Source organism: Afipia sp. GW822-FHT03D08, from assembly GCF_058801645.1.
Map to the genome: position 1 here is coordinate 2,565,317 of NZ_JBXANK010000001.1, position 26,357 is coordinate 2,591,673.

The following is a 26,357-nucleotide window of genomic DNA, read 5'->3' on the forward strand; positions in this document are numbered from 1 at the left end:
ACGATATGAGCGACATTGCGACCTCCGATTTCCGCCACCCGCGCCGTTATGTGCGTCTCGACACCATCCTTCGGCTGCGCTGGCTGGCTGCGCTCGGGCAGTTGGCGACGATTTTCATCGTCTCGGAGGGGCTTGATTTCGAGGTCCCGGTGATCCCATGCGTGGTCATCATCGGGCTGTCGTCGCTTCTTAATCTGGCGCTGCAGATACGGTTTAACCCGGTCCACCGCCTGGCGCCCCGTTATGCCGCCGCCCTCCTCGCGATCAACATCGCCGAGCTTGCCGCTCTGCTGTTCCTGACGGGAGGTCTGCAAAATCCGTTTTCATTTCTTTTCCTCGCGCCGGTCCTGATCTCGGCAACCGCACTGCCGACACGAATCACGATCGCGCTTGGCGTCTTTGCAGCCGCCTGCGCCACAGCGCTGGGGTTCTTCCATCTGCCGCTGCCGTGGAACGGCGAAGAGCCTCTCGTGCTGCCGCGCACCTACATGATCGCCGTCTGGATCTCTATCGTGCTGGCGATCGGTGTCACCAGCCTCTACGCATTTCAGGTGACGGAGGAAGCCCGTAAGCTCTCCGACGCGCTGGCCGCCACCGAACTCGTGCTGACGCGGGAGCAGCATCTGACGCAGATCGATGGCCTCGCCGCCGCCGCCGCGCATGAACTGGGAACGCCGCTCTCCACCATCTTCCTGATTTCACGTGAGCTGGAGCAGGCCATTCAGACCAACGGTCTCGACGAGCACGCCCGCGGCGACCTGAAGACGCTGCGCGAACAGGCGCAGCGCTGCCGCGAAATTCTCGCCAAGATCACGCAACTGTCGTCGCAGGGCGCGCCGTTCGACCGCATGCCGCTGTCAACGCTGATCGAGGAGACGGTCGCCCCGCATCGCGACTTCGGCATCGCCATCAAGGTGCGTATCGCGCTGGCGCAGGACGCCGAACCCGTCGGCATGCGCAATCCTGCGATCCTGTACGGCGTCGGCAACATTCTGGAGAACGCCGTCGATTTTGCGCGCGAGCGTGTCGAGGTGAATGCATGGTGGAATGCGCAGACGGTTGAGATCGTCATATCCGACGACGGGCCGGGGATTCCACCGGACATTCTCAAGCGGATCGGCGAACCCTACCTGACGCGGCGGCGCGCCGGTGACACGGGAGGCGAGCGAAACGGACTTGGGCTTGGCGTTTTCATCGCCCGTACCCTGCTGGAGCGGACCGGCGCACGGGTGTCTTTCACCAACCGGACCTTCCCCGCTCATGGCGCGATTGTCACAATCGTCTGGCCACGCAGCAGCTTCGAAACCGAGGAAGTTCCATCGGCGACGCTATCTTAACCAAACGGCCCACGCCGTTTTGAGTTGGCAAAGCTGCATCGGCCTTGGCATCGCCCGATTGACGCGCCATATCTAAAAGACACATCATAAGACACCTCAGGAGGCGCAAAACCGTGACCGCAACTGCCGATTTGACCGAAATTGCCGACCGTTCCTTGCTAATTGTCGAGGATGACAAGGCGTTTCTCGAGCGGCTGGCGCGGGCAATGGAGACTCGCGGCTTCGCTGTGAGCACCTGCGACAATGTGTCCGACGGCCTCCATCACATCGACCAGACACCGCCCGCTTTCGCAGTGGTCGATCTGCGGCTCGGCGATGGCAACGGTCTCGATGTGGTGTCGGCGCTGAAGCGGCAGCGGCCTGATGCACGCGCCATCGTGCTGACCGGCTACGGAAATATCGCCACCGCTGTCACCGCGGTGAAGATGGGCGCGGTCGACTATCTCTCGAAGCCGGCCGATGCCGACGACGTGGTCGCCGCCCTGCTCGCGAGCGGCAACGACAAGTCGCAGCTTCCGCAGAATCCGATGTCGGCGGACCGCGTCCGCTGGGAACACATCCAGCGCATCTATGAGATGTGCAATCGCAACGTTTCGGAAACCGCGCGCCGCCTGAACATGCATCGCCGGACCCTGCAGCGCATCCTGGCCAAGCGCGCCCCGCGCTGAGCGGCTGTTCCGGCGGGGAACCTTTGTGTGCGGCACTGCGTTATCGACGCAGGACTGTCACAGGGAGCGGCCCCGCCGCGGAGCAGATGCGAAAAGCGCGACATATGGAAATCTCGTCCCGTCTCGAAGCCACCAAACAGTTTGGTCTGGTTGAGGATTACCGGATCGACTGGCCTCAGGCTTCGAAATTGCGCGCGCCTCGTGTCACGATCCGCCGGCGCGAAGCCTATCCTGTCCAGCTCACGCGCAACTATGTCACAACTCTGCTTGAGCCTCTCGTTCCCTCCCGCGAAATCGTGGTGATGTAAGTTCTCAATCAAGGGGCGAAACTGTCATGGCCGCCGCCATCTGGGACATGATCCGCGAAGCCACACGAACGTCACACAGCCGCCTCGACATCGCTCTGTCCCGGCTCGATATCGCAATTCCTCTATATTACGAGGCCTTTCTGCGTAGTCAGGCCGAGGCGCTGTTTCCGATCGAAGCCGCCTTGGAAGCAGGCGGAATCGAAGAGCTTATTCCGGACTGGACGCTGCGCGTGCGCACGCCCGCGCTTGAACGCGATCTCGCAACATTGGGCATCGTCATCAAGCCGCTGCCGGCGCCTGCTTTCAAAACCGCTGCGGAAATGCTTGGGGCAGTTTACGTGCTTGAAGCATCCCGGATGGGTGAACGGGTGATGCTGGCGCGTCTGGCGGAAAATCCCGACTCCGACACCATGAATGCGACGGCGTATCTGCGTCATGGCTTCGGCAAGCGGTTCTGGCCGAGCTTTCTCACACTGCTGGAAAATCATCCCGCCGCGCTGGCCGATCCGGCTGGCGTCGTGCGCGGGGCGGAAATTGCCTTTGCAATGTTCGAGGATGCGCTGACCCCGGTGACGAGCGTCGCTGCAACCTCATTCACACAAGCCAACCTCTAATCGTTCGCATGTCCCTGCGGATCGACGAGACGGCTGATGCGCTGCGCCGCCAGCAATCCAAAACTCACGATCATCGATTTACGTGTCGCGGCCGGTAGCCGGTGTTCGGGCGCATCGCAGTGCAGATGAGCGCCGTAAGCGTCGGCGACAATCAAACCCGTATCTGCCGGAAACAGTTCGCACGGCATCTCCTGGGTGAAGGCAAAGAACAGCCGGTCGCAATGCATCCGGTAGTCCTGCCATTTTTGATCGGCGCGCAAATCCTCCACCGATGATTTGATTTCGACAATCCAGATGTCGCCGCGCGCGTTCATCGCCACCAGATCGGCGCGCCGGCCTGACGGCAGGGTCAATTCGCTGACACAGGAAAATCCCAGCGATTTCAAGAATCTGGACGTACCGCGCGCAATCGCGAGCGCTGTGTCGGACTGGCGGCGATCCGGCGGCAAACCCGGCTCGATATGGCGAAATGGTGAATGCATGATTCCGGCAAGTGTAGCAGAGAAGCCAATACCCCTCAGCCTCAAAAGCGTACCCGCCCCGACACAATTCCGACCGCGAGCCGTCGCGAAGCAGGGGAACCATCGGTTCCGCTGGGAGCGAAACATGGGTTCAAGCCCTTGGAGGGGGAAATGGACTCAGGCATCACCGACAGATTCAAATTCGGCGGCATTGCATTCGCGCTTGCCGTTCTCTCGTTGCCAATCACTTCGACACTCTCACAAGCCGTTGCCAAACCGACCGTCGAAGTCGCGTTCGTTCTCGACACAACAGGTTCGATGGGCGGCCTGCTCGAAGGCGCCAAGCAAAAAATCTGGTCGATTGCGACGAGTGTTGTCGACACCAATCCCGATGCCGACATCCGGATCGGCCTTGTCGCCTATCGCGACATCGGTGACGAATACGTCACCAGGACTTTCGATCTCACCACCGACATTCAGGACATCTACGCCAACCTGCTTGAACTGAAAGCACGCGGCGGCGGGGACTGGCCGGAGAGCGTCAACGAAGCGCTCGATGTGGCGATCAACAAGCTGCAGTGGACAAAGGGCAGCGATGCAAAACGCATCGTGTTTCTCGTCGGCGATGCGCCGCCGCACATGGACTACGCGCAGGACACCAAATATCCGAAGACGCTGGCGGTCGCAAAGCAGCGCGACATCGTGGTCAACGCCGTGCTGGCCGGAAATGCCCGCGACACCGAGCGGGCCTGGCAGGATATCGCGCAGCTCGGCGACGGCCGCTTCATTCCGATCCCGCAGGACGGCGGCGAACTCGTGGTGATCGAAACGCCTTACGACGACGAGATCATCATCCTGCAGAAACAGATCAACGGCACGGTCATTCCGTATGGTCCGCAGAAAATGCAAAAACGCGTTGAGGAAAAGACCCGGCAACTGTCGCAGGTCGCGGCGGCGGCCCCGGTGCAGGCATCGGACATGGCGAGCTACCTCAACAAGCGTTCGAAATTTTCGTCGGAGGCCGTCACCGGCGACGGCGATCTGGTCAGCGCCGTGGCATCGGGGCGCACCAAGATCGAGGGCGTCAAGGACGATGAGTTGCCAGACGAGTTGCGCAAGCTCTCGCCCGAGCAGCGCAAGGCCGAGATCGAGAAGAAAACTGCGGCGCGCAAAGGCCTGAACGAAAAGCTCGCTGTCCTGGTTCAGAAGCGCGACGCCTTTGTCACCGAGAAGAAGCGCAGCGCCGCGCCGGCCAAGGCCTCGTCATTCGACCGGGCGGTGGAAGACACCCTGAAAGCCCAGACCAGTCGATAATCAGATCGTCAGCGCTCGGGGCACTCTACGCGCAAGGCCGCCACAATGGCCGGTCCAGGCCCCGAATCGGCCGTTGAGGCCCCCGAAAGGGCCTGTTCTGATTGGGTTTATCGCTGGCAGCATGAAATTACCTGCAAATCTTATCTGATCGTTTACCCGCGATTCACGCAACTCTCCGGTTCTGCAACCGGAGAGCGTGGCGTTGGAATGCCTTTAATCAGATGCCGCGAATGTCCGGATGCGCATCCCAGCTGTCCGAGGCTGTCGGTTGCGACTGGTAATGGGACTTAGCAGGGAATTCGCGTCGAACAGCAGGCAGGGGGCGTACGCGTCCGATGAAGCTTAATCTTGTTTCGGTGAATATGCGGCTGCTGCGGCTGGTCTCGCCCTTCATTGCCATTGTCCTGCTGCAAGCCTTTCTTGCCGGAATGAGCCTGAGCATTCTTTCTTCCGTTCGCGCCTATGTCGGCGGCGAAAGCCTGTGGTCGAAGGGGCAGAAGGACGCCGTCCACCATCTCTATCTTTACGGCGAAACCGGCGACGACCGGCACTACGAGTCTTACCAAAGCGCCATCGCCCGGCCGCTGGGCGACCGCGACGCACGTCTCGCGCTGGAACAGAGTCCTCCGGACCTCGCAGCCGCCCGTACCGGCTTCCTGCAAGGCGGCATGCATGCCGACGACATCGATGGCATGATCTGGCTGTATCGCTATTTTCGCGGGTTTCCGCCTTTCAGGACAGCGATCGTGCACTGGGTCAATACCGATCCCCTGCTCGACGAACTGACCGCGCTGGCAAGAGAAATCCAGTTAGAGCAGAACGGCACTCCGATTTCGCCTCAGCAACTCGAGTCGCTGCGCGACCGGATCGACCATTTCAACGCGCGCTTCGCGCCCGAAGCGATGGCATTCGCCGGGAGCCTCGGTAACGGCTCGCGGCAGGTCAAGTTCGTGCTTACGATCGCCAACCTGTTCACCGCCGGGTTGCTGGTGCTGTTGCTGATGATGCTGACCCGCTACTTCCTGGCGCAGCGCCGCAGATTCGTGCACGCGCTGCAGGCCGAGAAGGAGCGCGCGCAGATTACGCTGGCGTCGATCGGCGATGCCGTCATCAGCACCGACGCGCAGGGCCGCGTGGACTACATGAACCCGGCCGCAGAAAAGCTGGTCGCCTGCCGGGCTCCGGCAGCCAGAGGGCTGCCGCTGACCTCGCTTTTCCGGATTCTGGATGAGGAAAGCGGTCAGCCGCGCGAGGGACAGGTCGAGCAGATCCTCACCGGACGCGATCTTGCCGCCAACACCCGGCCTCAACTGCTGCAACGTCCCGACTCCACGTCGGTGGCGATCTCCATGGTTGGCACACCCGTCTACAAGGGTGGAGCCGTCGCGGGGGCCGTGCTGGTGCTGCACGACATGACCAGCGAAAAGAAATACATCGCACGGCTGTCGTGGCAGGCATCGCACGACAGCCTCACCAAGCTGGCCAACCGCCGCGAGTTCGAACACCGGCTGGAAAAGGCCCTGCAGCGGATGGACCGCGATCAGGACAGTCCGCACGCGCTGATGTTCCTCGACCTCGACCAGTTCAAGATCATCAACGACACCTGCGGTCACGCCGCCGGCGACAAGCTGCTCTGTGAAGTCTCGGATTCACTGCAAAAGCATTTGCGCGTGGACGATCTGCTGGCACGGCTCGGCGGCGATGAATTCGCGATCCTGCTGGAGAATGGCGGTCTCGAACGCGCTGCGATCGTCGCCGAACGCTTGCGGCAGGCGATTCACGACCTCAACTTCGTCTGGAACGGACGTCCGTTCACGATCACCACAAGCATCGGCCTGGTGCAAATCCGCGGCGGCGCGACCAAGGACGAAACCCTGCGCACGGCCGACCTCGCCTGCTATCTCGCCAAGGAAAAGGGGCGCAACCGCATCCAGATCCACAATCCGAGCGACAGCGAATTGCTGCACCGGTTCGGCGAAATGGCGTGGGTGCAGCGGATTCACGATGCCCTTGATGAGCACCGCTTCTGTCTGTATGCGCAGAAAATCGTCGCATTGCATGGCCCGAGCCAGACCGGCGCGCATATCGAGCTTCTGCTGCGCCTGCGCGACCGGGACGGCAACCTCGTGCCACCCGGCGATTTCATTCCCGCGGCCGAGCGTTACGGCCTGATGCCGCTGATCGACCGCTGGGTGGTGCGCCATGCGTTCGAGACCATCGCGACACGGCTTGGCCGCGCGGCATCGGCGACCATCGCCACCTGCGCGATCAACCTCTCCGGCGCAACCTTCAGCGACGAGGGCTTCATCGACTACGTTCGCGAGCAGCTCGAGCTTCACAACATTCCGCCGGCGATGATCTGCTTCGAGATCACCGAGACCAGCGCGATCGGCAACCTCGACAACGCCGCCCGCTTCATCAAGGTGCTGCAACGGCTGGGCTGCCGGTTCTCGCTCGACGATTTCGGCAGCGGCATGTCGTCGTTCGGCTATCTGAAGAATCTGCCGGTGAACTACCTCAAGATCGACGGGGGTTTCGTCAAGGACATGCTCGACGATCCGATCGACCGCGCCATGGTCGAGATGATCTGCCGCATCGGCAAGGTCATGGGCAAACAGACGATCGCCGAATTCGTCGAGAACGATGCCACGATAGAAGCGCTGCGCGAGATCGGCGTCGATTATGCGCAAGGCTACGGCGTCGGCCGGCCGGAACCGTTCGAGATTGCCGGCCCGGTGATCGCCGGCCAGCCGAACCTGCGGGTCGCCTGACCGCAGAGCGAAATCAGCCTGCCGCGTGCAGCCCTCATCCCCGGGAACAGCGGCGGAATCTGCTTGGCGCGGCGCAAAAAATCAGCATTGTGGCCGCATGACAGATGAATCGAAGCAAGCCGCCAAAGCCGGCGCCCTGATCGTGCCGGTTTCCCCATTCCAGCAGAATTGCACGCTGCTGTGGAACACCGCGACCATGCATGGGGTCGTGATCGATCCCGGCGGGGACGTTCCGGACATTCTGGCCGGGATCAAGCAGGCCGGCATCACCATCGACGAGATCTGGATTACCCACGGCCACATCGATCATGTCGGCGGCGCGGCGGAATTGCGCGACGAATTGAAAGTGCCGATCATCGGCCCGCACGTCGCCGACAAGTATCTGCTCGACAACGTGGTCGCGAGCGGTGCGAATTTCGGCATGACCGGCGTGCGCAACTTCGCGCCGGACCGCTGGCTCAACGAAGGCGACCAGCTCAAGATCGGAGATCTTGTGTTTGACGTTTATCACGCCCCCGGACACTCGCCGGGCAGCGTGGTGTTCTTCAACAAGGACATGCGCTTTGCGATCGTCGGCGACGTGCTGTTCAACGGCTCGGTCGGCCGCACCGATCTGCCCGGCGGCGATCACGCCACCCTGATCCGCTCGATCAACCAGAAGCTGCTGCCGCTCGGCGACGACATCGGCTTCATCTGCGGCCATGGCCCCGGCTCGAATTTCGGCCACGAGCGCGCCACCAATCCGTTCCTCAATGGTGGCTTGGGTTAGCTAGCTGAAATCTTCGGGAGTCAATTCGATCGGCTGACCGTGCGGCGTGCGGTCTGCGGCGTGATCCCATGCATCGCGGTAGCGGTGCAGTTCGTTCTCCGGCGCGACATTCTTTTCTGCGACCAGATGCTCAAGCGTCGCAAGCCAGTGCCTGTAATAGGTTTCGCCGGTATCGGCGTCACCTTCGGCCTGCGCGCGCTTGATCTGCTTCGCCAGTGCATCTGCCCATTCCGGCCAGGTGAAAAGGCCCCGCGCATGCAGCGCCAGTGCCATTGCAAAGGCGCGCGCTTCCCATGGCTCGCGAAACACCGGGCCGTCGCCGTCGCGCGGAAGTCCCGGAACGCTGGCCGCCGCCTGCATTGCTGCCTGCCGGTCGATGGTCATTCGGCGCGCTCCAGATAGGATTCCCAGGCATCCACCGAAACGGCGCTCGCGGGATCGGCACGATCGCCCCACAATTCGCGCCCTGTGAAGCGCACGGTGTAGAGCTGCTGCGGATTCTCGCCGTCACCGCGCGCGTTGCTGTCCGCAAAGACATGCGCGCCATGAAGCAACTCCACGACGCCAACATGACCGCGCACATAGCGCGGCAGCCGGATGTGGCCCTCCGGATGAATGTTCTTCGCTCGCACGCGGTCGCCGATCGCGAACAGCGGGGTCGAGGTCGCGTCTCGCTCCGTCGGCGCGCCACGGCGCAACATCCCCTCGACATCGCCGGGCGCCAGAACCGGCACACCCGCCTTCGGCGGATACAGCACGCGGCCGGCCTCGACTTCATCCGGCATCACCAGACCGCGCTCGTGCATCAGCCGTTCAAGGCCCGCAAGCCAGATCTGATAGTAGCTTTTGCCAAGATAATCCGCAGGCGAACGGTCCTCGCGTGCAAAGCGCGACATGTCGATATTCCAGCCGCCGGGCCGCGCCATCGCCAGCGTCAGCGCAAGCACCCGCCGCTCCCACTCGCCATGAAACACCGGCTCGTTCGGCTCCGGAATCACCGGGCCGAAACCATCGACACCGCCCATGTCGTGCGCGCCGTTCATGGTGCGGCCCGCTCCGGCGATTTGGGAAGGCCGGTGCCGATCATGCTGTCGCGGGTGACCAGTTCGGCGAGTTGCTCTTCGCTCCAGCCCTCGGTTCCGGCGGGGCGCTGCGGCACCACCAGATACCGGATCTCGGCGGTGGAATCCCAGACCCGGATTTCTGTCTCGGCAGGAAGCTCAAATCCGAAATCGCGCAGCACGCCGCGCGGATCGATCACAGCACGCGACCGATACGGCGCGGCCTTGTACCAGACCGGCGGAAGCCCGAGCACCGACCACGGATAGCAGGAGCACAGGGTGCAGACGACCATGTTGTGCCGCCGCGGCGTGTTCTCGACCGCGACGATGTGCTCGCCCTGCCGGCCGGCGTAACCAAGCTCTGCGATCGCTGGCGTCGCATCATTCAGCAGACGCGCACGGTAGGCAGGATCGGACCACGCCTTTGCGATCACGCGCGCGCCGTTGCGCGGCCCGACCTTGGTTTCGTAGGTTTCGATTAAAAGATCGAGCGCGGCAGGATCGACATAGCCCTTCTCGGTGAGGACCGTCTCCAGCGCGCGCACACGCAATTCCGTCTCCGACAATTCGGAATGATCGTGATCGTGGTGATGATGGTGGCCGTGATGATGGTCACCATGGCCGTGGTGGTGGTCGTCGTGATCGTGTCCGCTCATGAGATAAAGAATAGTCCTGCCCGCCTCTGCGTGTCGAGAGCGGGATGAACATGGCAGCAAGATGTGATTCAAGGAATGCGCGCCGGGTCTTCGCGCGTCAGTCCTTCAGATGAAGGTCACCTTCCGGCATGGCAGCGCACGAACTCACAAATTGCGTTTGTGACCGGATATCAGGTCGCGATCGCCGCCGTGACAGCCTGCATCAGCTCCTGCTGGCGAAACGGCTTGCCAAGCTTCGGCAGGTTGGCATCCACGCCCGGCGGCAATTCCGCATAACCCGTCGCAAGAATGACCGGAAGGTCCGGCCGCTCGGCCTTGATCGCTGCGGCGAGTTGCGCCCCGGTCATCCGCGGCATGGCATGATCGGTGATGACGAGATCGACCGAGGGCTCGCGCCGCAAGATCTCCAGCGCCTGGTCACCTGACGTCGCCTCGAACACCGTGTGTCCCATGTCCTGCAACATCACCGCGGTATTCATCAGCACGAGACCATCGTCATCGACGGCAAGCACCACCAGCGGACGGGTGCCGGTCGCCCCGTCCTTGATGAAACGCCCGCCCTGCGCGGGCTGCGTCGCTTTCGCTGCAGGCAACCAGATTTCCGCCGTCGTGCCCTCACCTTTTTGGCTCTTCAGGAAGAACCGCCCGCCGGACTGTTCGGTCATGCCATGGACCATCGACAATCCGAGGCCGGTGCCGCGGCCCACACCTTTCGTGGTGAAGAACGGCTCCATGGCGCGCCTGAGAGTCGTCTTGTCCATTCCCTCGCCCGTGTCCTTCACCGAAAGACGCACATAGCGTCCGGCTTTCAGCTTGCTCCGCGAGCGAGGCTTGACGGTTTCCTCACGCGCCGCGATGACGATACTGCCGCCGTCCGGCATCGCGTCGCGCGCATTCACCGCCAGATTCAGCAGCGCCATTTCAAGCTGATTGGCGTCGGCATGGACGAGGTCGAGCTTGAGCGGAAAGTGCGTCTCGATCTGCACCGACGGTCCGAGCGAACTCTGCAACAGATCCGTCATGCCGCGCACAAGCGCGGGGATATCGATCGGCTTGAGATCGAGATCCTGACGCCGCGCGAAAGCCAGCATGCGCTGGGTCAGCGCCGCGCCGCGCTGCGCCGCCTGCGTCGCATTGGAAATCAGCGTCGCGACCCGCGCATCGTCCGGGAGCCGCTTGCCGGCCAATTCAAGACTGCCGAGAATGACCATCAGCAGATTGTTGAAATCGTGCGCGATGCCGCCGGTCAGTTGGCCAATGGCATCCATCTTCTGCGAATGGGCCAGCGCCTCGCGCGCGTGCTCGAGCGCCTTCTGTGTTTCCCTGCGCTCGGTGATATCGCGGGTGATCTTGGCGAAGCCGATGATGGCGCCGGTCTCATCGCGGATCGGATCGATGATAATGTTGGCCCAGAACTGCGTGCCGTCCTTGCGCACACGCCAGCCTTCCTTCTCGAAACGTCCTTCGCGCCGCGCGGTGGCGAGCGCGTTCTGCGGCTCGCCCTTCAGCCGGTCGCCCTCGGTATAGAATTTCGAGAAATGCTGGCCGATGATTTCCTCGGTGCGATATTGCTTGATGCGTTCCGCGCCCTGATTCCAGCTGCTGACGTAACCTTCCGGGTCGAGCATATACAGGGCGTAGTCGGTCACGCTCTGCACCAGCAGCCGGAACTGCTCTTCCTTCTGCCGCAGACGATCCTGGGCGGCCTTGCGCTCGGTAAGGTCGCGCGTGATCTTGGCAAAGCCGACGAGCCGGCCGTCAGGCGAACGGATCGGGTCGATCACCACATGAGCCCAGAACCGGCTGCCGTCTTTTCGGATGCGCCAGCCTTCGTTTTCGAATTTGCCTTCGCGGGCAGAAATTTCCAGGGCGCGCGCCGGAAGCCCGGCCTTGCGGTCTTCCTCGCCGTAGAACTGCGAAAAATGACGTCCGATGATCTCGTCGTGGGTGTAGCCCTTGAAGCGCTGCGCGCCCGGATTCCAGCTCGTGACCCGCCCTTCCGGGTCGAGCATGTAAATGGCGTAATCGGTAACCGCTTCCACCAGAAGCCGGTATCGCCCTTCCGGGGTCAGGGCATCCTCGAACCGGTTCGATCGCTGCAAGGCAGTATTTTCAAAGGCCATTCAATGTAACCCCGTACCAACAGGGCCAAACGCCGCCGGACCGGTAAAGTTCCACCTAAATTTGAGGACTTCGCCCAAAGTCGAACAGGGACCGGAGCTCTCTATTGCTGCTTTTCGTAGGCCGCCAGCATGTCCTCGACCTTGATCCCGTTGATGGTCATGCCCTCGATCCGGCAGTCGGTGAGGCAGGCCCCCGACATATTGGCGTTGTTAACGTGCACGCCCGCCAGGTTGGCGTAGTCGATCCGCAATCCGCTGAGATTGATGTCATGCATGTTGCAGCCCGACATGTTGACGTCTTCGAAGGTCGACCCTGAGACGTCGGATCCTTTCACATCAAGGCGCTGCTTTTGTTCATGGATGTCCATGTTCGCTGTGACCCTTTGCTTGTGACCGGCATCTAGTTCCGCACCGCGTAGAGCGGCGTCCGCAAGGTGAACTGGACAATTGGCTCGGGTGTCCAGGCCACTTCGATCGAGGCGCCAAACAGCCGGTTGTCGTTGTCGTCCATTCGCTCGAGATCGAACCTGAGCAATGGCTGGGTAAACGCCTTGGCCCTGATGAGGCCCGCGCCGATCTGCGCGCCACCGAAGGTCTGGACGCCCATCCGCGCGGACACCTTCCAGTTGTTCGGCCACTGATAGTAGCCGCCCATATATCCGGCGAATGCCGGCTCGACCCTGGCAAGACCCGAATCCACCCAGACAGCGGTCAATCGCGTCCCGAACAGCAGACCCTGGGTTTGATCGTCATCCAATCCGTAATCGAGTTCGACCACCGTCTGGTTCGAGGTCGAGGCCAGCCCCGGCGCGCTGGTGATCGATCGCGTGAGAGTCGAGATCACCGTCACCGTCTTGCTGTCCTGCTGAATGACGTCGGCATTGAAACCGATATTCCAGCTATCGAGCGTCATCGACGACCATGACGTGGCATCGCTGCGCGACGTGCTGGCGCTGATACCGGCATACACCGAGAACCGCTCGGTGATGTCCACCGTCAGCGGCGCGTTCAGTGTCACGACCTGCGCTGCGGCCGGAATCGGAGACACGAAATTCCTGAACCCGATGGCCAGCGTGTTGGGCGGCACGGTCGTGTATTGCGTGTTGTAATCCAGATAGATATTCGGCTGCTTTGGGCTCGCCTTGGACGGCTCGTCGTCTTCGTCATCGCTGGCGCGGGCGAGATCGAAGGTGCCAAGTACAACGCCAAGAAGGACGCACAAGCCGAGCGGGACACGGCGAAGCATCCAGCCGCAACGATCCTCCTGGAAATCGATCGCCTTCAAAGCAACGCTCACCGATCTTAAAAGCCGCGAAAGTGCGGCGATGGTGACGTGTTCCGCATCTCTTTTCAATGTGCGCTCAGGTGAACCGCGGCTTGATTTTAGTTCAGTGTGGCTTTCAGCGCGGTGGCGGCCGAGGCATAGCCGCCCCGCGCGCCGTCGACGAAATGAAAATGATCCGGACGTGACGCCGACAGCGTGAAGCACGTCATCATCGCGGCATCCTGACGGTGCAGGCCGTATCGCGCAGTGCCGGCGGCAGCCGCGGCGGCAAGACGGCTTTCCAGCGCATCGGCGAGTTCAGGCTTGCAATCGAGCACCATGCGCAGGCCATCGTCATATTTCCGGAAATCCGAGTTCTCGACCACCTGCTGCATATAGATCTGCGGCACGAAGCCTCCGGCCGAAATGTTGAGGCGAAACAGCAGATAGGCGAACAGTGTCCATGCGTGAACGCTGAGCCGCCGGACGAACAGCGATCCGCCGCGCTGCGCCAGCGCCTCGTAATCGGCGCCCGGTGTCGGCCAGCGCATGCGCGGACCGGATGACGGCACGGGCCGTCCCGCACCGGGACTTCGCTCGACCAGCGTCACCACGTCCTCGATCAGGCGGCGAAACGCCGCGCTGTCCGCCGACGCAGGCACGATCAGCATCGACAGAATGAGGCCGCGCTCCGCCGGCATTTCGGAGAAGCGGCACGACAGTCCGGTGAGATCAGGATGCGCACCCGGCGAAGCCATCGGGATGGTGAACTCGCCGCGCTTCATTGCGGCTTCCGCCCATGCCAACCCGCCCCCCGAAAACATCGCATAGGACACGTGCGGCGACGCCGCATAGCGCGCCACACGCACATCGAGCCCCTGCGCGCGAATGGCCTCGATCGGCACCAGCGCGACGCGCAGCGACAGGTCGAGATCTTCCTTCACCCAGGTTGCGGTGGCCGCCAGCGCTTCGCGCGCCGCGTCGGCGTCCTGCGGCGATATTGCGAAGCTCGCGCCATCGCCGCCGAAGGCAAACGGAAAATCCCTGCCCTCCAGCGCATTGGTTACCGATGCGATCACCGCCGCACCCGCCATGTTCACCGCCTTGTAGCGGTTGTTCGCGATCGCCCTGGTGGACTGCACGATGTCGGCAACGCCGATCAGCCATCCATCCGGCACCGGCCGGTACAACGACGGGTCCATCAGATTCGCGAAGCCGCGAAACACCGGCATGGCGCGGTAGAAATCGTCCCGGCCGCCAACATCCGCGGCACTCTGGTCCTGCGACACGCTCATGACCGTTGCTTTGCCGATTTCATGCCTGCCAAATCCGTGCGGCCAGCGTTCCAAAAATACGGGCGTTCAGCAATACGGGTTCAGGCCCGATGCAAACAAAATCGGCGCGGCCACGCCGCGCCGACAATCAGGATCACAGGCCGTCCGCCGGATCACGTCAGTGGCGATGCTTGTGCCTGGGCTTGCGATAGCGACGTGGAGCGGGGTCATAATACTGGCGAGGCTGATACCACGCATTGACGTGGCACGACCCGCCGACACCGCTGGTCGCGGCCTGGCACTGTTCATAGGTGTAATAGTCGCACACCCTGCCCATTCCGGTACGGCCGAAATTTTCCGAACAGAACGGCGCATCCCCCCTGGCATGCGCTGCGGAGCCGGGCATGATCGCCAGCACCGCAACGACGGCCATGGCGAACCCGGACGCGAATTTGATCTTCAGCATTCCGAATCTCCTAGATGTCCCTCTATACGGGCTTCGCCACCGGATTGGCTATCTCCAATCACCCGCCGTTTTCACCGCCCCGCCGCCGGAAAAGTGCTACGCTGAACCAAACCGGCACCAACGCAGGAGTTCCGATGTCGCCCGTCTCGTTTATGCTCAATGTTCTGTGGGTGGTGCTCGGCGGCTTCTGGATGGCGCTCGGCTGGGCCGTTGCCGCCGTCATCATGGCCATCACGATCATCGGGATTCCATGGGCGCGCGGCGCCTGGAATATTGCCATCTACACGCTGTTTCCGTTCGGCCAGAAGGCCGTCTCGCGCGAGATCTATATCGGCGAACGCGACTTCGGCACCGGCATTTTCGGATTTATCGGCAATCTGATCTGGCTGATCCTGGCCGGATGGTGGCTGGCGCTCGGCCACCTGTTCACCGCACTCCTGCTCGCCATCACGATCATCGGAATTCCGTTCGCCTGGGCGCATCTGAAACTCGGCGCCATCGCGCTGTGGCCGATCGGCAAGACCATCGTCCCCGCATGAGGTTGCCTGCCGGCCCGCTCGCCATCCCGCATTCGCAGTATGACTGAAGAGACAACTTCCACGGGCGCGGAGAAACTGTAAATTTGGCGCGAACTGGTTCTGGACAGACGCCGATGATGGCGGTCCCTCAAGCTGAGCCAAATGCCCATTCGCTGCGCGAGGTCGCGGATGACACTCTGGCTATGGCCAGGGCCGCGCAAGAAAAGCTCGACAGCAACGAAACCAGCACAACCATTCATGAGCTGCGTGTCGCGCTCAAGCGCTGGAGAGCCTTGTTGCGGTTGCTCGAGGGCTCAATTGGCGACGAGACCGTGGCTCTGCGCCACGAGGCAAGCCACATCGCCCGCGAGTTCGGCCGCAGCCGCGATGCGCAGACGGCTCCCGATGCGCTGGCCGACATTACAAAGCCGAGAGTCACCGAGACGCCGCCGCTGTCGGAACGAACCAAAGCCACTCTCACCCAGCGGCTTGAAGACGCGCGAAAGGCTTTGGAGGCCGAGCGGCTTCATCCGGACGCCATTCAACACCTGCGCGACGGCCTTGTCCGGGCGTCCGCCTGCGCAGCAAACTGGCCGCTTGAACGAATCCATTTCGACGACATCGTGACCGCTCTCGCAAAATCCTATCGCCGGGCCCGCCGCCGCCGCCCGCGCGAATGGGACACGGCCGGTCCGGAAGAGGTTCATGATTTCCGCAAGGCCGTCGTGGCCTTCCGCTATCAGCTCGACCTCATTGCGCCGCTGTGGCCAAGAATGTGGAACACCTTCATCGACGAGGTGCAGAAGCTGCGCACGCAGCTTGGCAGGAGCAACGATCTCGTTGCTCTCCGCGGCTTGATTCAACCGAAGCAACCGCTGGCTCCCTGGCGCTCACGCCTGACGCCGCGGATCGACTCCCGGCAACAGTTTCACCTTGGCCGCGCGCGATCGCTGTCCGGCCGGGTGTTCGCGGAATCGCCGCGGTCATTCCGCAAACGCATCGAGGCCCTGGCGGAAGCGGCCGCGGAGTCCCCTTGATCCGCAGGCATTTCCGGGCTCACGGCGCAATGCACCGCACCATCACAACTCCCCGATTTAATGGCGATCGGAGTTGTCGCCCCTCGCCAACTCGGCGATAATTCCGGCGAATAGCGCAGGGACATGCCATGTCGATGCATAGCCTGACATCGCCGGCTGCGATCAAGGCACCTCTTATGGTGGATCGCACAAGGCTCGCTCACATTCCCGGCGATGAAGGCTGGCCGCTGATCGGACGAACACTCAGTGTGCTTGCCGATCCGAAAGGCGAAGTTAATGCGATGGCCCGCAAGTACGGGCTGATCTATCGCTCGCGGGTTCTCGGCGAGACAAGTGTCTCCCTGCTTGGCCCCGAAGCCAACGAGTTCATGCTGCTCGACCAGACCAAGCTGTTTTCCTCGACCAACGGATGGGAAACGATCCTCGGGCGGCTGTTTCCGCGCGGACTGATGCTGCTCGATTTCGAGGAACATCGCCTGCATCGCCGCGCCATGTCGGTCGCGTTCAAATCGGGACCGATGAAAAACTATCTCTCGCAGCTCGATTCAGGAATTGCGGCGCGCGTCGATCAGTGGCGCGAGGCGCCGGGTCCGATGCTGTTCTATCCCGCGATGAAACAACTGACGCTCGATCTCGCCGCGACCTCGTTTCTCGGCACAGGGATCGGCCCCGAGGTCGACGAGGTCACGCGCTCCTTCGTCGACATGATCGCCGCGTCCGTGGCGGTGATCCGCAAGCCCTGGCCGGGCACGCAGATGGCGCGGGGCGTCACGGGACGCCAGCGCATCGTCGCTTATTTCTCGCAGCAGATTCCCCTGCGGCGCGAGAACGGCGGTGACGATCTGTTCTCGCAACTCTGCCACGCAACCCATGAAGACGGCGCGCTGCTGTCGACGCAGGACATTGTCGATCACATGAGCTTCCTGATCATGGCGGCGCACGACACCCTGACATCGTCGCTGACGTCGTTCGTGGCGCTGCTTGCGGCACATCCGGACTGGCAGTCGCGGCTGCGCGATGAGGTCGCGTCGCTTGGGATCGCACCCGGCGCGCCGCTGCCGTTCGAGAAACTCGACGCGATGCCGCTCACCGAAATGGCCTTCAAGGAAGCCATGCGGATGAAGCCGCCGGTGCCGTCGATCCCGCGCCGGGCGACACGCGATTTCAGCTTCAAGGGCTTTGACATTCCGGCCGGCACGCTGGTCAGCATGAATCCGCTGTTCACCCACCATATGAGCGAGCACTGGCCCGATCCCGAAACGTTCGATCCGCTGCGCTTCACCGACGAGGCACAGCGTGCCCGCCATCGCTTCGCGTTCATCCCGTTCAGCGGCGGCGCGCATATGTGCATCGGAGTGCACTTCGCCTACATGCAGGCCAAATGCTTCGCGTTTCATTTCCTGCAAAATCTCAAGGTCTCCCTGGAGCCAGGTTATGTGCCCGCATGGCAGATGTGGCCGATCCCGAAGCCCAGGGACGGCTTGCGCGTCACCCTGTCCACCGCTTGATGCGCCGCGCGCGAAGCCGTTGACTCTGCGCTCCCTGTCAGACAAGCAATCGGCAACACGCGACCGAACCGCGGGAAACTGAGCGGTCGGCGATATTTGAGGAAACGACGATGACCCAGGCGAAATTCGATGTCGTGGTGTATGGCGCCAGCGGCTTTACCGGCCGGCTCGTCGCCGAATATCTCGCCGCGCATTATGGCCCCGGCAGCAATCTCAAATGGGCGATGGCAGGCCGCAGCCGCGACAAGCTTGCCGCGGTCCGCGACGAGATCGGCGCACCGAAAGACACGCCGCTGATCGAAGCCGACGCGAGCGATCCTGCGTCGCTCAAGGCGCTGGTCGGCCAGACCAGGGCGGTTCTCACCACCGTGGGCCCCTATCAGCTTTATGGCTCCGAGCTTGTTGCAGCCTGCGCTGCCTCCGGCACCGACTATCTCGATCTCTGCGGCGAGCCGGCATGGATGCGCCAGATGATCGACGCCCATCACGCCAAGGCGCAATCGACCGGCGCCCGCATCCTGTTTTCCTGCGGGTTCGATTCGATTCCGTTCGAGCTCGGCGTGTTCTTCCTGCAGAGCGCGGCGAAAAAGCAGTTCGGCGCAGCCGTGCACCGCGTGAAGGGCCGCGTGCGCAAGATGAAGGGCACATTCTCTGGCGGCACGGCGGCAAGCCTGAAGGCGACTTACGCGGCCGCCGCCAAGGATCTCAGCATCGTGCCGCTGCTCAAGAATCCGTTCGCGCTGACGCCGGGCTTCGAGGGCCCGAAACAGCCACCGGGCAACAAGCCGCTCCACGACGACGAGCTTGGCATGTGGGTCGCGCCGTTCGTGATGGCGACGATCAACACCCGCAACGTGCATCGCTCGAATTTTCTGATGGGCTTCCCGTATGGCAAGGACTTCGTCTACGACGAGATGATGCTGGCCGGCCCCGGCGAGAAGGGTGAAGCCACCGCCAGAGCCATCGTCGCGGCGAATGCCGCGATGGGCGGCCCCGGCGGGCCGAAGCCCGGCGAAGGCCCCTCGAAGGAAGAGCGCGAGACGGGCCTCTACGATATCCTGTTCGTCGGCGTGACGCTGGACGGCCGGCAGATCCACGCCTCGGTCAAGGGCGATCGCGATCCCGGTTACGGATCGACCTCCAAGATGATCGCCGAGTGCGCCGTCTGTCTCGTGCGCGAAGCGCAGGATGTGGCGGGCGGCATCTGGACCCCGGGCGCCGCATTGGGCGATCGCCTGATCAAGCGGCTGGAGGACAATGCGGGGCTTCAGTTCACGGTTGAGGGCTGAGGGGCGAAATACCTGCGGCAAACCAGCAGGCTTTGGTCCAAATCAGGCGCTCAAGACCCCTCGCCAGCCGTTGCCCGCACGGGGCCAATCGGCTAAATGGAATGCGCCGCACCCGTAGCTCAGCTGGATAGAGCGTTGCCCTCCGAAGGCAAAGGTCACACGTTCGAATCGTGTCGGGTGCGCCATTCTTCCCCAGACCCCGACCTATCCGGTCATGACCGCGAAAAAGTCGGACGCGCTTTTGGCGCGCCGCATGCGTTCAAGCATGCCGGCGGTCTTCAATGTCCGGGCGACAAGGGCCAGTGCGGTCAGTTGATCGGCCTCGGGCGGCGGCGGGAGCAGCAGCATAAACACCAGATCGACCGGCTTGCCATCGATCGCGTCGAAATCGACCGGCGGCTTCAGCCGCGCCACGAGGCCGTAAGGCCGTTTCACCACCGGCAAACGCGCATGTGGTATCGCAACGCCATTGCCCATCCCGGTTGATCCAAGTTGTTCGCGTTTCAGAAGCTCGGACGCGACATAGTCCGCCTGCAGGCCGAGGCTTGAGGCCGCCTTGCGCGCCAGATCCTGCAAGAGCTGCTGCTTGGTTGGCACGCGCAGATCGATGACGACATCGGCCGGAGCGAGAAAGTCGGAAATCTTCATGAGTGATCCAGGAGTGTACGACGTGCGCCGGGATGTGACGCTATTTCAGTCCGGTGCACGCAGCCGGTAGCCGATGCCGGTTTCGGTCAGAACATATTGCGGCCGTTCCGCATCGCCTTCGATCTTCTGCCTGAGCTGCCGCACATAGACGCGCAGATACTGCGCGTCGGTCAGCTCGTCCCACAATTCGTGCAGAAGAAACTTGTGGGTGAGCACCTTGCCGGCATGCTGAACCAGCACGCGCAACAGATCATACTCTTTCGGCGACAGCTTGATGTCTTTGTCGCCGACCTTGACGATGCGCCGGACCAGATCGACCGACAGATCGCCGGTGCGGAAAACCGGACGTTCGCCATGAACCTGCAATTGATGACGCAGTGCCGCCCTGATGCGCGCGAGCAATTCATCCATGCCGAACGGCTTGGTGACATAATCGTCGGCGCCGAGATCGAGCGCCTGAACCTTGCCGGCTTCGTCGCCCCGGCTGGACAAGACCACAATCGGCACGCTTTCGTTGCGCGCACGGATCATGCGCAAAAGATCATGGCCCTGAATGTCGGGCAGGCCGAGATCGAGAATCACAAGGTCCGGCTTGTTGTCCAATAGCTCAAGCGCGGTCTTGCCGTTCGGCGCGTCGAGAATGTCATAGCCCTGCGTGCTCAGACCCATCCGCAACAGCTTGCGGATCGGCGGCTCGTCATCGATCACCAGAATCTTCAGCGGCGCGGGGCTCATGCGGCGGTATCCAGTGTTTCGGTGATTTTGGGAATCGGAAGCCGGATCGTCAGAACGGCGCCGCTGCGATCCGACCGGTTCGCCGCCGAGATGGTGCCGTGCATGGCTTCCACAAATCCGCGCGAGATGGCAAGCCCAAGGCCGGTGCCCGGCCGGACATGATCGCCCTTCTGCACGCGGTAGAACTTGTCGAAGATGGTTTCCAGTTCATCGGGCGGAATGCCGTCGCCCTCGTCCAGGATCTGGAGACAAACCGAATCGGTTTCGCGCCAGCTTTGAATCCGGATCTGACTCCCGGCTGGCGCATACTTCGCCGCGTTGTCCAAAAGGTTGAACAACACCTGCTCGAACAGAACAGCATCGAGATCCAGCATCGGCAGATCGGCCTGCAATTCCAGATCGACACGGTGCCGTATCAGAATCTTGCTAGCCCGCCGCAGGGCGCTGCCGACAACTTCGCCGAGATCATGCGGCGCGGAGTTCGGCACAATGGCGCCGGACTCAAGCTTGGTCATGTCGAGCAGGTTGGCGATGAACCGGTTGAGGCGCTCGGATTCATCGATGATCGTCGCGAGCAGATCGTTCTTCTCCGCGTCGGTCAACTGGCCCGACAGATCGCGCATGGTGCTCGCAGACCCCAGTACAGACGACAGGGGCGTCTTCAGATCGTGTGAGATCGACGTGAGCAATGCGGACCGCAGCCGGTCGGTCTCGACCACGCGCTTGACGTGATCGATATCTTCCACGAGCCGCACGCGCTCGATCGCGAGCGCGCCCTGATCCATCAATGCGTCCAGCAGGCGGGTCTGGTCCGGCGTGAGGATCGGGCCAGTACGATCGTCGTCGATGCCGATGACGCCGATCGGTCCGCGGCCGGTGCGCATCGGCAGAAACAGCCGCTTCGCGCCGGGCAGGGTGTCCGAGCCGCGCCCCGCCGGACGATCATTGCTCCACGCCCAGTTGGCCGCCGCGAGATCGGCCTGATCGAGTTCGTCTTCGGGCGGGTATCCCGCCTTGACGGCGATGCGACCGTGCTCCGGGAGCAGCAGCACAACGCGCACCTTGAGCATCAGCGCCGTCTGGTATGCCGTCGCCCACAACACATCGTCCAGCGTCGCCGTTCCGGCGAGCTTTCGGCTGAACGAATAGAGATACTCGGTCGTGCGCGCCCTGCCCGTCGCCATCACGGCCTGGGTCCGCACCCGCGCCGCAACGTTGGACACAATCATTGCGATCAGCATGAAGAAGAAGAACGCCGCAACATTGGTCGGATCGGTGATGGTGAACGTATAGACCGGCGGAAGAAAAAAGAAATTGTAACACAGCGACGCCGCGACACTGGCGACCAGCGACGGAAACAGACCGAACCGGACCGCCACGGTGACAACGACAGTCAGGAACACGAGGTCGACGTTCTCGATGCCGAGAAACGGAAAGATCAGTTCGCTGATTCCGAGGGCGACTGCGACAAGCGCCAAAGACCAGAGATACGGCACCGGGTCGGCGGCTTCCGTGCGCTCCGCGGTCCGCACGCCCTTAGCCGCGAATGTCTCCGGATCGAGCTTGTCACCGGCGATGACATGGATGCTGATATTGCCGGCACGCCGCACCAGATCGTGAACCACCGAACCGCGCACCAGTTCGAACCACCAGGAACGGGTGGCCTTCCCGATCACGATCTGGGTGACATTGTTGGCACGCGCGAAGGTGAGAATGTCGTCGGCAATGCGGCGTTCGACGGCCGGGATCGTCAGGGCATCGGCACCCAGCGCTTCCGCAAGCCGCAAGGTGGTTGCAATCCGGTCGCGCTCGGCATCGCTGAGCTGCAGGCTCCGCCGGGTTTCGATGCAGATGGCCGTCCACGGCGCATGCAGCCGGTCAGCGAGCCGTTTGCTATAACGAATCAAACCGGCGCTGCGCGGGTCTTCGCTGACGCAAACCAGAATCCGCTCGCCCGCGGCCCATGGCCCCGAAATGGCATTGGCCTGCATGTGATTGAGCAGTTGCTCGTCGACACGCTCGGCGGTCCGCCGCAGCGCCAGTTCACGCAGCGCGGTCAGATTGCCCGGCGAAAAGTAATGCTCTAGCGCGCGCTCGGCCTGCTTGGGAACGTAGACCTTGCCTTCCTTGAGGCGTTGGATCAGATCGCCCGGTGTCAGATCGACCAATTCGATGTCGTCAGCACGGTCGATGATGGAATCGGGCACGGTCTCGCGCACGCGCACGCGCGTGATCTGCGCCACGACATCGTTCAGGCTTTCGATGTGCTGGATATTGACGGCGGTGTAGACATCGATGCCGTTATCCAGCAGTTCCTCGACATCCATGTAGCGCTTCGGATGGCGGCTGCCGGGCGCATTGGTGTGCGCCAGTTCATCGACGATGGCGAGCTTCGGCCGCCGCGCCAGCAGCCCGTCTAGATCCATCTCGTCGAGGGTCTGGCCCTTGTAGGCCAGCGCCTTGCGGGGAAGGATTTCAAGACCGTGCAGCAGCGCCTGCGTTTCCAGCCGGCCATGGGTCTCGACAACACCGACCACCACATCCACGCCGGCCTTCACCTTGGCATGCGCGCTTTGCAGCATCTCGTAGGTCTTGCCGACGCCGGGAGCCGCGCCAAGAAAAATCTTGAGACGGCCGCTGCCGTTTTCACGGCGGGCCGCCTCAAGCAGCGCTTCCGGTGAGGGCCGTTGTTCAGGATCGCGGATGGTTGCCATCAGACATGCAGGTTACTTCGCCGCGCGGTCCAGCGCCAGATTGAGCGCCAGCACATTCACGCGCGGTTCGCCGAGCAGCCCTGCAAAACGGCCTTCCACGTTATCGTTAACCAGTTTGCGCACTGCATCCTCCGGCAGCTTGCGCGCGGTCGCGACCCGAGGGACCTGAAACAGCGCGGCTTCCGGCGAGATGTGGGGATCGAGGCCGCTGCCCGTGGTCATGACCAGATCCGCCGGGACCGGCACAGATGGGTTCTCCGCCTTCAGCTTGGCGACATCCTCGCTCATGCGGTCGCTGAGCGCCTTGCTGGTCGGGCCGAGATTCGAGCCCGATGAATTCGCGGCGTTATAGGGCGCGGGAACGGTCTTGGTCGAATCCGCCGGGTCCGCCGCCGTCGTCGCGGACGGACGGCCATGGAAATACTTGTCTTCCTTGAATTCCTGCCCGATCAGAGCCGAGCCGATCGTCTTGCCGTCCTTCTCGATCAGGCTGCCCTGCGCCTGATACGGAACGATCGTGCCGGCAATACCGGTGATGGCGAGCGGATAGGCCAGGCCGGTGATGAGCGTGAGGCCGACGAGAATAAAGAATGCGGGCCGGATTTCTTTCAACATGGTGTCTCTCCTTCGAGCTTCTTGCGCACGATGCTCCCGAAAGCCGGTGGTCCGGCTTTCGGGATCATGCGCTAGGCGAGATGCAGGGCAGTCACGATCAGATCGATCGCCTTGATGCCGATGAACGGAATGATGATGCCGCCGACGCCATAGATCAGCAGGTTGCGGCTGAGCAACGCGCCAGCTCCGATCGGCTTGTAGGCGACGCCTTTCAGCGCGAGCGGAATCAGCGCGATGATGATGATCGCGTTGAAGATAATCGCCGACAGGATCGCGCTTTGCGGGCTCGACAGGTTCATGATGTTGAGCGCCTGCAACTGCGGATAGAACGCGAGGAAGATCGCCGGGATGATGGCGAAATACTTCGCCACGTCGTTGGCAATCGAGAACGTGGTCAGCGCGCCGCGCGTCATCAGCAACTGCTTGCCGATTTCCACGACCTCGATCAGCTTGGTCGGGTTCGAATCGAGATCGACCATGTTGCCGGCCTCGCGGGCGGCCTGCGTGCCGGTGTTCATCGCCACGCCGACATCGGCCTGCGCCAGAGCCGGCGCGTCATTGGTGCCGTCGCCGCACATCGCCACCAGCTTGCCTTTGGCCTGCTCGTCGCGAATGAGCTTCAGCTTGTCCTCGGGTGTCGCCTGGGCGAGGAAATCATCCACGCCCGCTTCGGCGGCGATGGCCGCGGCGGTCATCGGGTTGTCGCCGGTGATCATCACGGTGCGGATTCCCATGCGGCGCAGTTCGGCAAACCGCTCACGAATGCCGCCCTTGACGATATCCTTGAGGTGAATGACGCCGAGCAGCCTGCCATCACGCGCGACCGCCAGCGGCGTACCGCCCGATTTCGCGATCTCGTCGGCAATCGTCTGGATTTCCCGGACGGTGTCGGCGCCGATCGCCGGAGCAATCGCACGAACCGCGCCGCCCGAGGCAACCGCCGCGCGCGGGCCGCCGTTGACATAGTTCAGGATCGCATCAACCGCGCCCTTGCGAACGGATGAGCCGCCGGCATCGACGCCGCTCATGCGGGTTTGTGCCGTGAACGGAACGAAGGTGGCGCCAAGCTCGCCCATGTCGCGACCACGGATGCCATACTTCTCCTTGGCCAGAACAACGATAGAGCGGCCTTCCGGCGTCTCGTCGGCGAGCGACGCAAGCTGCGCAGCATCCGCAAGCTCCTGCTCGGTCACGCCGTGCACGGGACGGAACGCCGTCGCCTGGCGATTGCCGAGGGTGATGGTGCCGGTCTTGTCGAGCAGCAGCGTGTCGACGTCGCCCGCGGCCTCGACCGCGCGGCCGGACATGGCGAGCACGTTGAAGCGCACCAGCCGATCCATGCCGGCAATACCGATGGCGGACAGAAGCGCACCGATGGTGGTCGGAATCAGCGTAACGAACAACGCCACCAGCACGACCACCGACACCGACCCGCCGGCATAGGCGGCATAGCTCGGGATGGTAACCGTCGCGAACACGAAGATGATGGTCAGACCCGCAAGCAGGATGTTGAGCGCGATTTCATTGGGCGTCTTCTGCCGCTCGGCGCCTTCGACCAGCTTGATCATGCGATCGATGAAGGTCGAACCCTGCGCCGCGGTGATGCGGACGCGGATCCAGTCGGACAGAACCTGCGTGCCGCCGGTCACCGCTGAGCGATCGCCGCCCGACTCGCGGATCACCGGCGCCGATTCGCCGGTGATCGCCGCCTCATTGACCGAGGCAACGCCTTCGATGACTTCGCCGTCGGACGGGATGTTGTCACCCGCCTCCACCAGCACGATGTCGCCGACCTTCAGGCTGGTGCCCGGCACCAGGCGATAGGTCCGGTCCGATCCGGAGCCGGTCAGCAGCTTGGCCTGGCTTTCGGTGCGGGTCTTCTTGAGCGACTCGGCCTGGGCCTTGCCGCGACCCTCGGCGACGGCTTCCGCGAAGTTGGCGAACAGCACCGTGAACCAGAGCCACAGAATGATCTGGAAGGTGAAGCCGAGGTCGTCGCCGCCGGTCAGCAGCGCGCGCAGAAAGATCACCGTCGTCAGCGCGGCGACGACTTCCACCACGAACATCACCGGATTTCTGACCATCGCCCTCGGATCGAGCTTGGCGAAAGCCGACCAGATCGCGGGAAGGACGATCTTCGGATCGAGCATTGCCGATCCCGTCGTCCGCTTTTGCAGTTTCAAGGTTTCCATGAGTGTCACTCCAAA

The 26,357-nt window shown here is 62.7% G+C and carries 25 protein-coding genes and 1 tRNA gene; 12 read left to right on the top strand and 14 right to left on the bottom strand.

From position 1 onward, the window contains the following. Positions 1-5 precede the first annotated feature (5 nt). The 4 genes from AC1RM7_RS12675 (at position 6) to AC1RM7_RS12690 (ending at position 2,927) form a co-directional block, all read left to right on the top strand. Positions 6-1,337, top strand: coding sequence for an ActS/PrrB/RegB family redox-sensitive histidine kinase (locus tag AC1RM7_RS12675; protein ID WP_024921382.1), 1,332 nt, complete (start codon positions 6-8; stop codon positions 1,335-1,337). Between the two features lie 113 nt (positions 1,338-1,450). Then, positions 1,451-2,005 (top strand): ActR/PrrA/RegA family redox response regulator transcription factor, encoded by a 555-nt coding sequence (locus AC1RM7_RS12680; protein WP_006022489.1) that lies wholly within the window; start codon positions 1,451-1,453, stop codon positions 2,003-2,005. A gap of 104 nt (positions 2,006-2,109) precedes the next feature. Beyond that, complete coding sequence (locus AC1RM7_RS12685; protein WP_425989158.1) at positions 2,110-2,313, top strand: hypothetical protein; 204 nt, start codon at positions 2,110-2,112, stop codon at positions 2,311-2,313. A gap of 26 nt (positions 2,314-2,339) precedes the next feature. Continuing rightward, the gene (locus tag AC1RM7_RS12690) at positions 2,340-2,927 is read left to right on the top strand and encodes a biliverdin-producing heme oxygenase (RefSeq protein ID WP_024921380.1); all 588 of its coding nucleotides are present in this window, start codon (positions 2,340-2,342) and stop codon (positions 2,925-2,927) included. On the opposite strand, the gene AC1RM7_RS12695 is transcribed toward AC1RM7_RS12690, so the two are convergent. After that, positions 2,924-3,409, bottom strand: a complete 486-nt coding sequence (locus tag AC1RM7_RS12695; protein ID WP_024921379.1) for an MmcB family DNA repair protein — start codon at positions 3,407-3,409, stop codon at positions 2,924-2,926. The two genes, AC1RM7_RS12690 and AC1RM7_RS12695, sit on opposite strands and share 4 nt — an antisense overlap. Before the next feature lie 150 nt (positions 3,410-3,559). On the opposite strand from AC1RM7_RS12695, the gene AC1RM7_RS12700 reads away from it, so the two are divergent. From AC1RM7_RS12700 to AC1RM7_RS12710, 3 genes are all read left to right on the top strand, one after another. Continuing rightward, positions 3,560-4,702, top strand: coding sequence for a vWA domain-containing protein (locus AC1RM7_RS12700; protein WP_024921378.1), 1,143 nt, complete (start codon positions 3,560-3,562; stop codon positions 4,700-4,702). Positions 4,703-5,037: 335 nt separating this feature from the next. Further along, positions 5,038-7,473: an EAL domain-containing protein gene (locus tag AC1RM7_RS12705; RefSeq protein WP_024921377.1), complete on the top strand. Its 2,436-nt coding sequence runs from the start codon at positions 5,038-5,040 to the stop codon at positions 7,471-7,473. Positions 7,474-7,570: 97 nt separating this feature from the next. Then, entirely contained in the window at positions 7,571-8,242 is a 672-nt protein-coding gene (locus tag AC1RM7_RS12710) for an MBL fold metallo-hydrolase (protein WP_024921376.1), read from the top strand. Here AC1RM7_RS12710 and AC1RM7_RS12715 read toward each other — a convergent pair whose 3' ends face one another. The 8 genes from AC1RM7_RS12715 to AC1RM7_RS12750 all read right to left on the bottom strand — a co-directional run bounded on the left by AC1RM7_RS12715 (position 8,243) and on the right by AC1RM7_RS12750 (position 15,086). Continuing rightward, entirely contained in the window at positions 8,243-8,626 is a 384-nt protein-coding gene (locus AC1RM7_RS12715; protein WP_024921375.1) for a nitrile hydratase accessory protein, read from the bottom strand. Then, a complete protein-coding gene (gene nthB / locus AC1RM7_RS12720; protein WP_024921374.1) occupies positions 8,623-9,285 on the bottom strand; it encodes a nitrile hydratase subunit beta in 663 nt (220 codons plus the stop codon). The genes AC1RM7_RS12715 and nthB overlap by 4 nt, the downstream gene beginning before the upstream one ends. Beyond that, positions 9,282-9,959, bottom strand: coding sequence for a nitrile hydratase subunit alpha (nthA, locus tag AC1RM7_RS12725; RefSeq protein WP_024921373.1), 678 nt, complete (start codon positions 9,957-9,959; stop codon positions 9,282-9,284). The genes nthB and nthA overlap by 4 nt, the downstream gene beginning before the upstream one ends. Before the next feature lie 170 nt (positions 9,960-10,129). Then, positions 10,130-12,061: a hybrid sensor histidine kinase/response regulator gene (locus AC1RM7_RS12730; RefSeq protein WP_024921372.1), complete on the bottom strand. Its 1,932-nt coding sequence runs from the start codon at positions 12,059-12,061 to the stop codon at positions 10,130-10,132. Between the two features lie 122 nt (positions 12,062-12,183). Then, positions 12,184-12,417, bottom strand: a complete 234-nt coding sequence (locus AC1RM7_RS12735; RefSeq protein WP_492943890.1) for a pentapeptide repeat-containing protein — start codon at positions 12,415-12,417, stop codon at positions 12,184-12,186. 65 nt (positions 12,418-12,482) lie between these two features. Next, entirely contained in the window at positions 12,483-13,379 is an 897-nt protein-coding gene (locus AC1RM7_RS12740) for a hypothetical protein (RefSeq protein WP_245264419.1), read from the bottom strand. Positions 13,380-13,465: 86 nt separating this feature from the next. Further along, positions 13,466-14,641: a DUF3095 domain-containing protein gene (locus tag AC1RM7_RS12745; RefSeq protein WP_024921369.1), complete on the bottom strand. Its 1,176-nt coding sequence runs from the start codon at positions 14,639-14,641 to the stop codon at positions 13,466-13,468. 157 nt (positions 14,642-14,798) lie between these two features. Continuing rightward, a complete protein-coding gene (locus tag AC1RM7_RS12750) occupies positions 14,799-15,086 on the bottom strand; it encodes a DUF3551 domain-containing protein (RefSeq protein ID WP_024921368.1) in 288 nt (95 codons plus the stop codon). Between the two features lie 134 nt (positions 15,087-15,220). On the opposite strand from AC1RM7_RS12750, the gene AC1RM7_RS12755 reads away from it, so the two are divergent. The 5 genes from AC1RM7_RS12755 to AC1RM7_RS12775 all read left to right on the top strand — a co-directional run bounded on the left by AC1RM7_RS12755 (position 15,221) and on the right by AC1RM7_RS12775 (position 19,623). Then, the gene (locus AC1RM7_RS12755; RefSeq protein WP_006022505.1) at positions 15,221-15,625 is read left to right on the top strand and encodes a YccF domain-containing protein; all 405 of its coding nucleotides are present in this window, start codon (positions 15,221-15,223) and stop codon (positions 15,623-15,625) included. Between the two features lie 116 nt (positions 15,626-15,741). Continuing rightward, positions 15,742-16,641 carry a CHAD domain-containing protein gene (locus AC1RM7_RS12760; RefSeq protein WP_492943891.1) on the top strand — a complete coding sequence of 300 codons (900 nt, stop codon included), beginning with the start codon at positions 15,742-15,744 and terminating at the stop codon, positions 16,639-16,641. A 128-nt stretch (positions 16,642-16,769) separates the two neighbouring features. Then, positions 16,770-18,149 carry a cytochrome P450 gene (locus tag AC1RM7_RS12765; protein WP_024921366.1) on the top strand — a complete coding sequence of 460 codons (1,380 nt, stop codon included), beginning with the start codon at positions 16,770-16,772 and terminating at the stop codon, positions 18,147-18,149. A 110-nt stretch (positions 18,150-18,259) separates the two neighbouring features. Beyond that, positions 18,260-19,438 carry a saccharopine dehydrogenase family protein gene (locus tag AC1RM7_RS12770; RefSeq protein WP_024921365.1) on the top strand — a complete coding sequence of 393 codons (1,179 nt, stop codon included), beginning with the start codon at positions 18,260-18,262 and terminating at the stop codon, positions 19,436-19,438. A gap of 108 nt (positions 19,439-19,546) precedes the next feature. Then, positions 19,547-19,623, top strand: a tRNA-Arg gene (locus tag AC1RM7_RS12775). 19 nt (positions 19,624-19,642) lie between these two features. Here AC1RM7_RS12775 and AC1RM7_RS12780 read toward each other — a convergent pair. From AC1RM7_RS12780 to kdpB, 5 genes are all read right to left on the bottom strand, one after another. Further along, entirely contained in the window at positions 19,643-20,086 is a 444-nt protein-coding gene (locus tag AC1RM7_RS12780; RefSeq protein ID WP_024921249.1) for a PTS sugar transporter subunit IIA, read from the bottom strand. A 45-nt stretch (positions 20,087-20,131) separates the two neighbouring features. Further along, complete coding sequence (locus AC1RM7_RS12785) at positions 20,132-20,821, bottom strand: response regulator transcription factor (RefSeq protein WP_006023601.1); 690 nt, start codon at positions 20,819-20,821, stop codon at positions 20,132-20,134. Then, positions 20,818-23,535: a DUF4118 domain-containing protein gene (locus tag AC1RM7_RS12790; protein WP_444826215.1), complete on the bottom strand. Its 2,718-nt coding sequence runs from the start codon at positions 23,533-23,535 to the stop codon at positions 20,818-20,820. The genes AC1RM7_RS12785 and AC1RM7_RS12790 overlap by 4 nt, the downstream gene beginning before the upstream one ends. Before the next feature lie 12 nt (positions 23,536-23,547). After that, positions 23,548-24,150 carry a K(+)-transporting ATPase subunit C gene (locus AC1RM7_RS12795; RefSeq protein WP_024921247.1) on the bottom strand — a complete coding sequence of 201 codons (603 nt, stop codon included), beginning with the start codon at positions 24,148-24,150 and terminating at the stop codon, positions 23,548-23,550. A gap of 71 nt (positions 24,151-24,221) precedes the next feature. After that, complete coding sequence (kdpB, locus tag AC1RM7_RS12800; RefSeq protein ID WP_024921246.1) at positions 24,222-26,342, bottom strand: potassium-transporting ATPase subunit KdpB; 2,121 nt, start codon at positions 26,340-26,342, stop codon at positions 24,222-24,224. Positions 26,343-26,357: the final 15 nt, after the last annotated feature.

Excerpts from the sequence above, each read along its gene's own strand:
- AC1RM7_RS12750 (WP_024921368.1), bottom strand. The coding sequence starts at position 15,086 with ATGCTGAAGATCAAATTCGCGTCCGGGTTCGCCATGGCCGTCGTTGCG.
- nthA (WP_024921373.1), bottom strand. The coding sequence starts at position 9,959 with ATGAGCGGACACGATCACGACGACCACCACCACGGCCATGGTGACCAT.
- AC1RM7_RS12770 (WP_024921365.1), top strand. The coding sequence starts at position 18,260 with ATGACCCAGGCGAAATTCGATGTCGTGGTGTATGGCGCCAGCGGCTTT.
- nthB (WP_024921374.1), bottom strand. The coding sequence starts at position 9,285 with ATGAACGGCGCGCACGACATGGGCGGTGTCGATGGTTTCGGCCCGGTG.
- AC1RM7_RS12675 (WP_024921382.1), top strand. The coding sequence starts at position 6 with ATGAGCGACATTGCGACCTCCGATTTCCGCCACCCGCGCCGTTATGTG.
- AC1RM7_RS12780 (WP_024921249.1), bottom strand. The coding sequence starts at position 20,086 with ATGAAGATTTCCGACTTTCTCGCTCCGGCCGATGTCGTCATCGATCTG.
- AC1RM7_RS12700 (WP_024921378.1), top strand. The coding sequence starts at position 3,560 with ATGGACTCAGGCATCACCGACAGATTCAAATTCGGCGGCATTGCATTC.
- AC1RM7_RS12795 (WP_024921247.1), bottom strand. The coding sequence starts at position 24,150 with ATGTTGAAAGAAATCCGGCCCGCATTCTTTATTCTCGTCGGCCTCACG.
- AC1RM7_RS12685 (WP_425989158.1), top strand. The coding sequence starts at position 2,110 with ATGGAAATCTCGTCCCGTCTCGAAGCCACCAAACAGTTTGGTCTGGTT.
- AC1RM7_RS12715 (WP_024921375.1), bottom strand. The coding sequence starts at position 8,626 with ATGACCATCGACCGGCAGGCAGCAATGCAGGCGGCGGCCAGCGTTCCG.
- AC1RM7_RS12745 (WP_024921369.1), bottom strand. The coding sequence starts at position 14,641 with ATGAGCGTGTCGCAGGACCAGAGTGCCGCGGATGTTGGCGGCCGGGAC.
- kdpB (WP_024921246.1), bottom strand. The coding sequence starts at position 26,342 with ATGGAAACCTTGAAACTGCAAAAGCGGACGACGGGATCGGCAATGCTC.
- AC1RM7_RS12690 (WP_024921380.1), top strand. The coding sequence starts at position 2,340 with ATGGCCGCCGCCATCTGGGACATGATCCGCGAAGCCACACGAACGTCA.
- AC1RM7_RS12790 (WP_444826215.1), bottom strand. The coding sequence starts at position 23,535 with ATGGCAACCATCCGCGATCCTGAACAACGGCCCTCACCGGAAGCGCTG.
- AC1RM7_RS12785 (WP_006023601.1), bottom strand. The coding sequence starts at position 20,821 with ATGAGCCCCGCGCCGCTGAAGATTCTGGTGATCGATGACGAGCCGCCG.
- AC1RM7_RS12695 (WP_024921379.1), bottom strand. The coding sequence starts at position 3,409 with ATGCATTCACCATTTCGCCATATCGAGCCGGGTTTGCCGCCGGATCGC.
- AC1RM7_RS12705 (WP_024921377.1), top strand. The coding sequence starts at position 5,038 with ATGAAGCTTAATCTTGTTTCGGTGAATATGCGGCTGCTGCGGCTGGTC.
- AC1RM7_RS12765 (WP_024921366.1), top strand. The coding sequence starts at position 16,770 with ATGTCGATGCATAGCCTGACATCGCCGGCTGCGATCAAGGCACCTCTT.
- AC1RM7_RS12710 (WP_024921376.1), top strand. The coding sequence starts at position 7,571 with ATGACAGATGAATCGAAGCAAGCCGCCAAAGCCGGCGCCCTGATCGTG.
- AC1RM7_RS12760 (WP_492943891.1), top strand. The coding sequence starts at position 15,742 with ATGGCGGTCCCTCAAGCTGAGCCAAATGCCCATTCGCTGCGCGAGGTC.
- AC1RM7_RS12755 (WP_006022505.1), top strand. The coding sequence starts at position 15,221 with ATGTCGCCCGTCTCGTTTATGCTCAATGTTCTGTGGGTGGTGCTCGGC.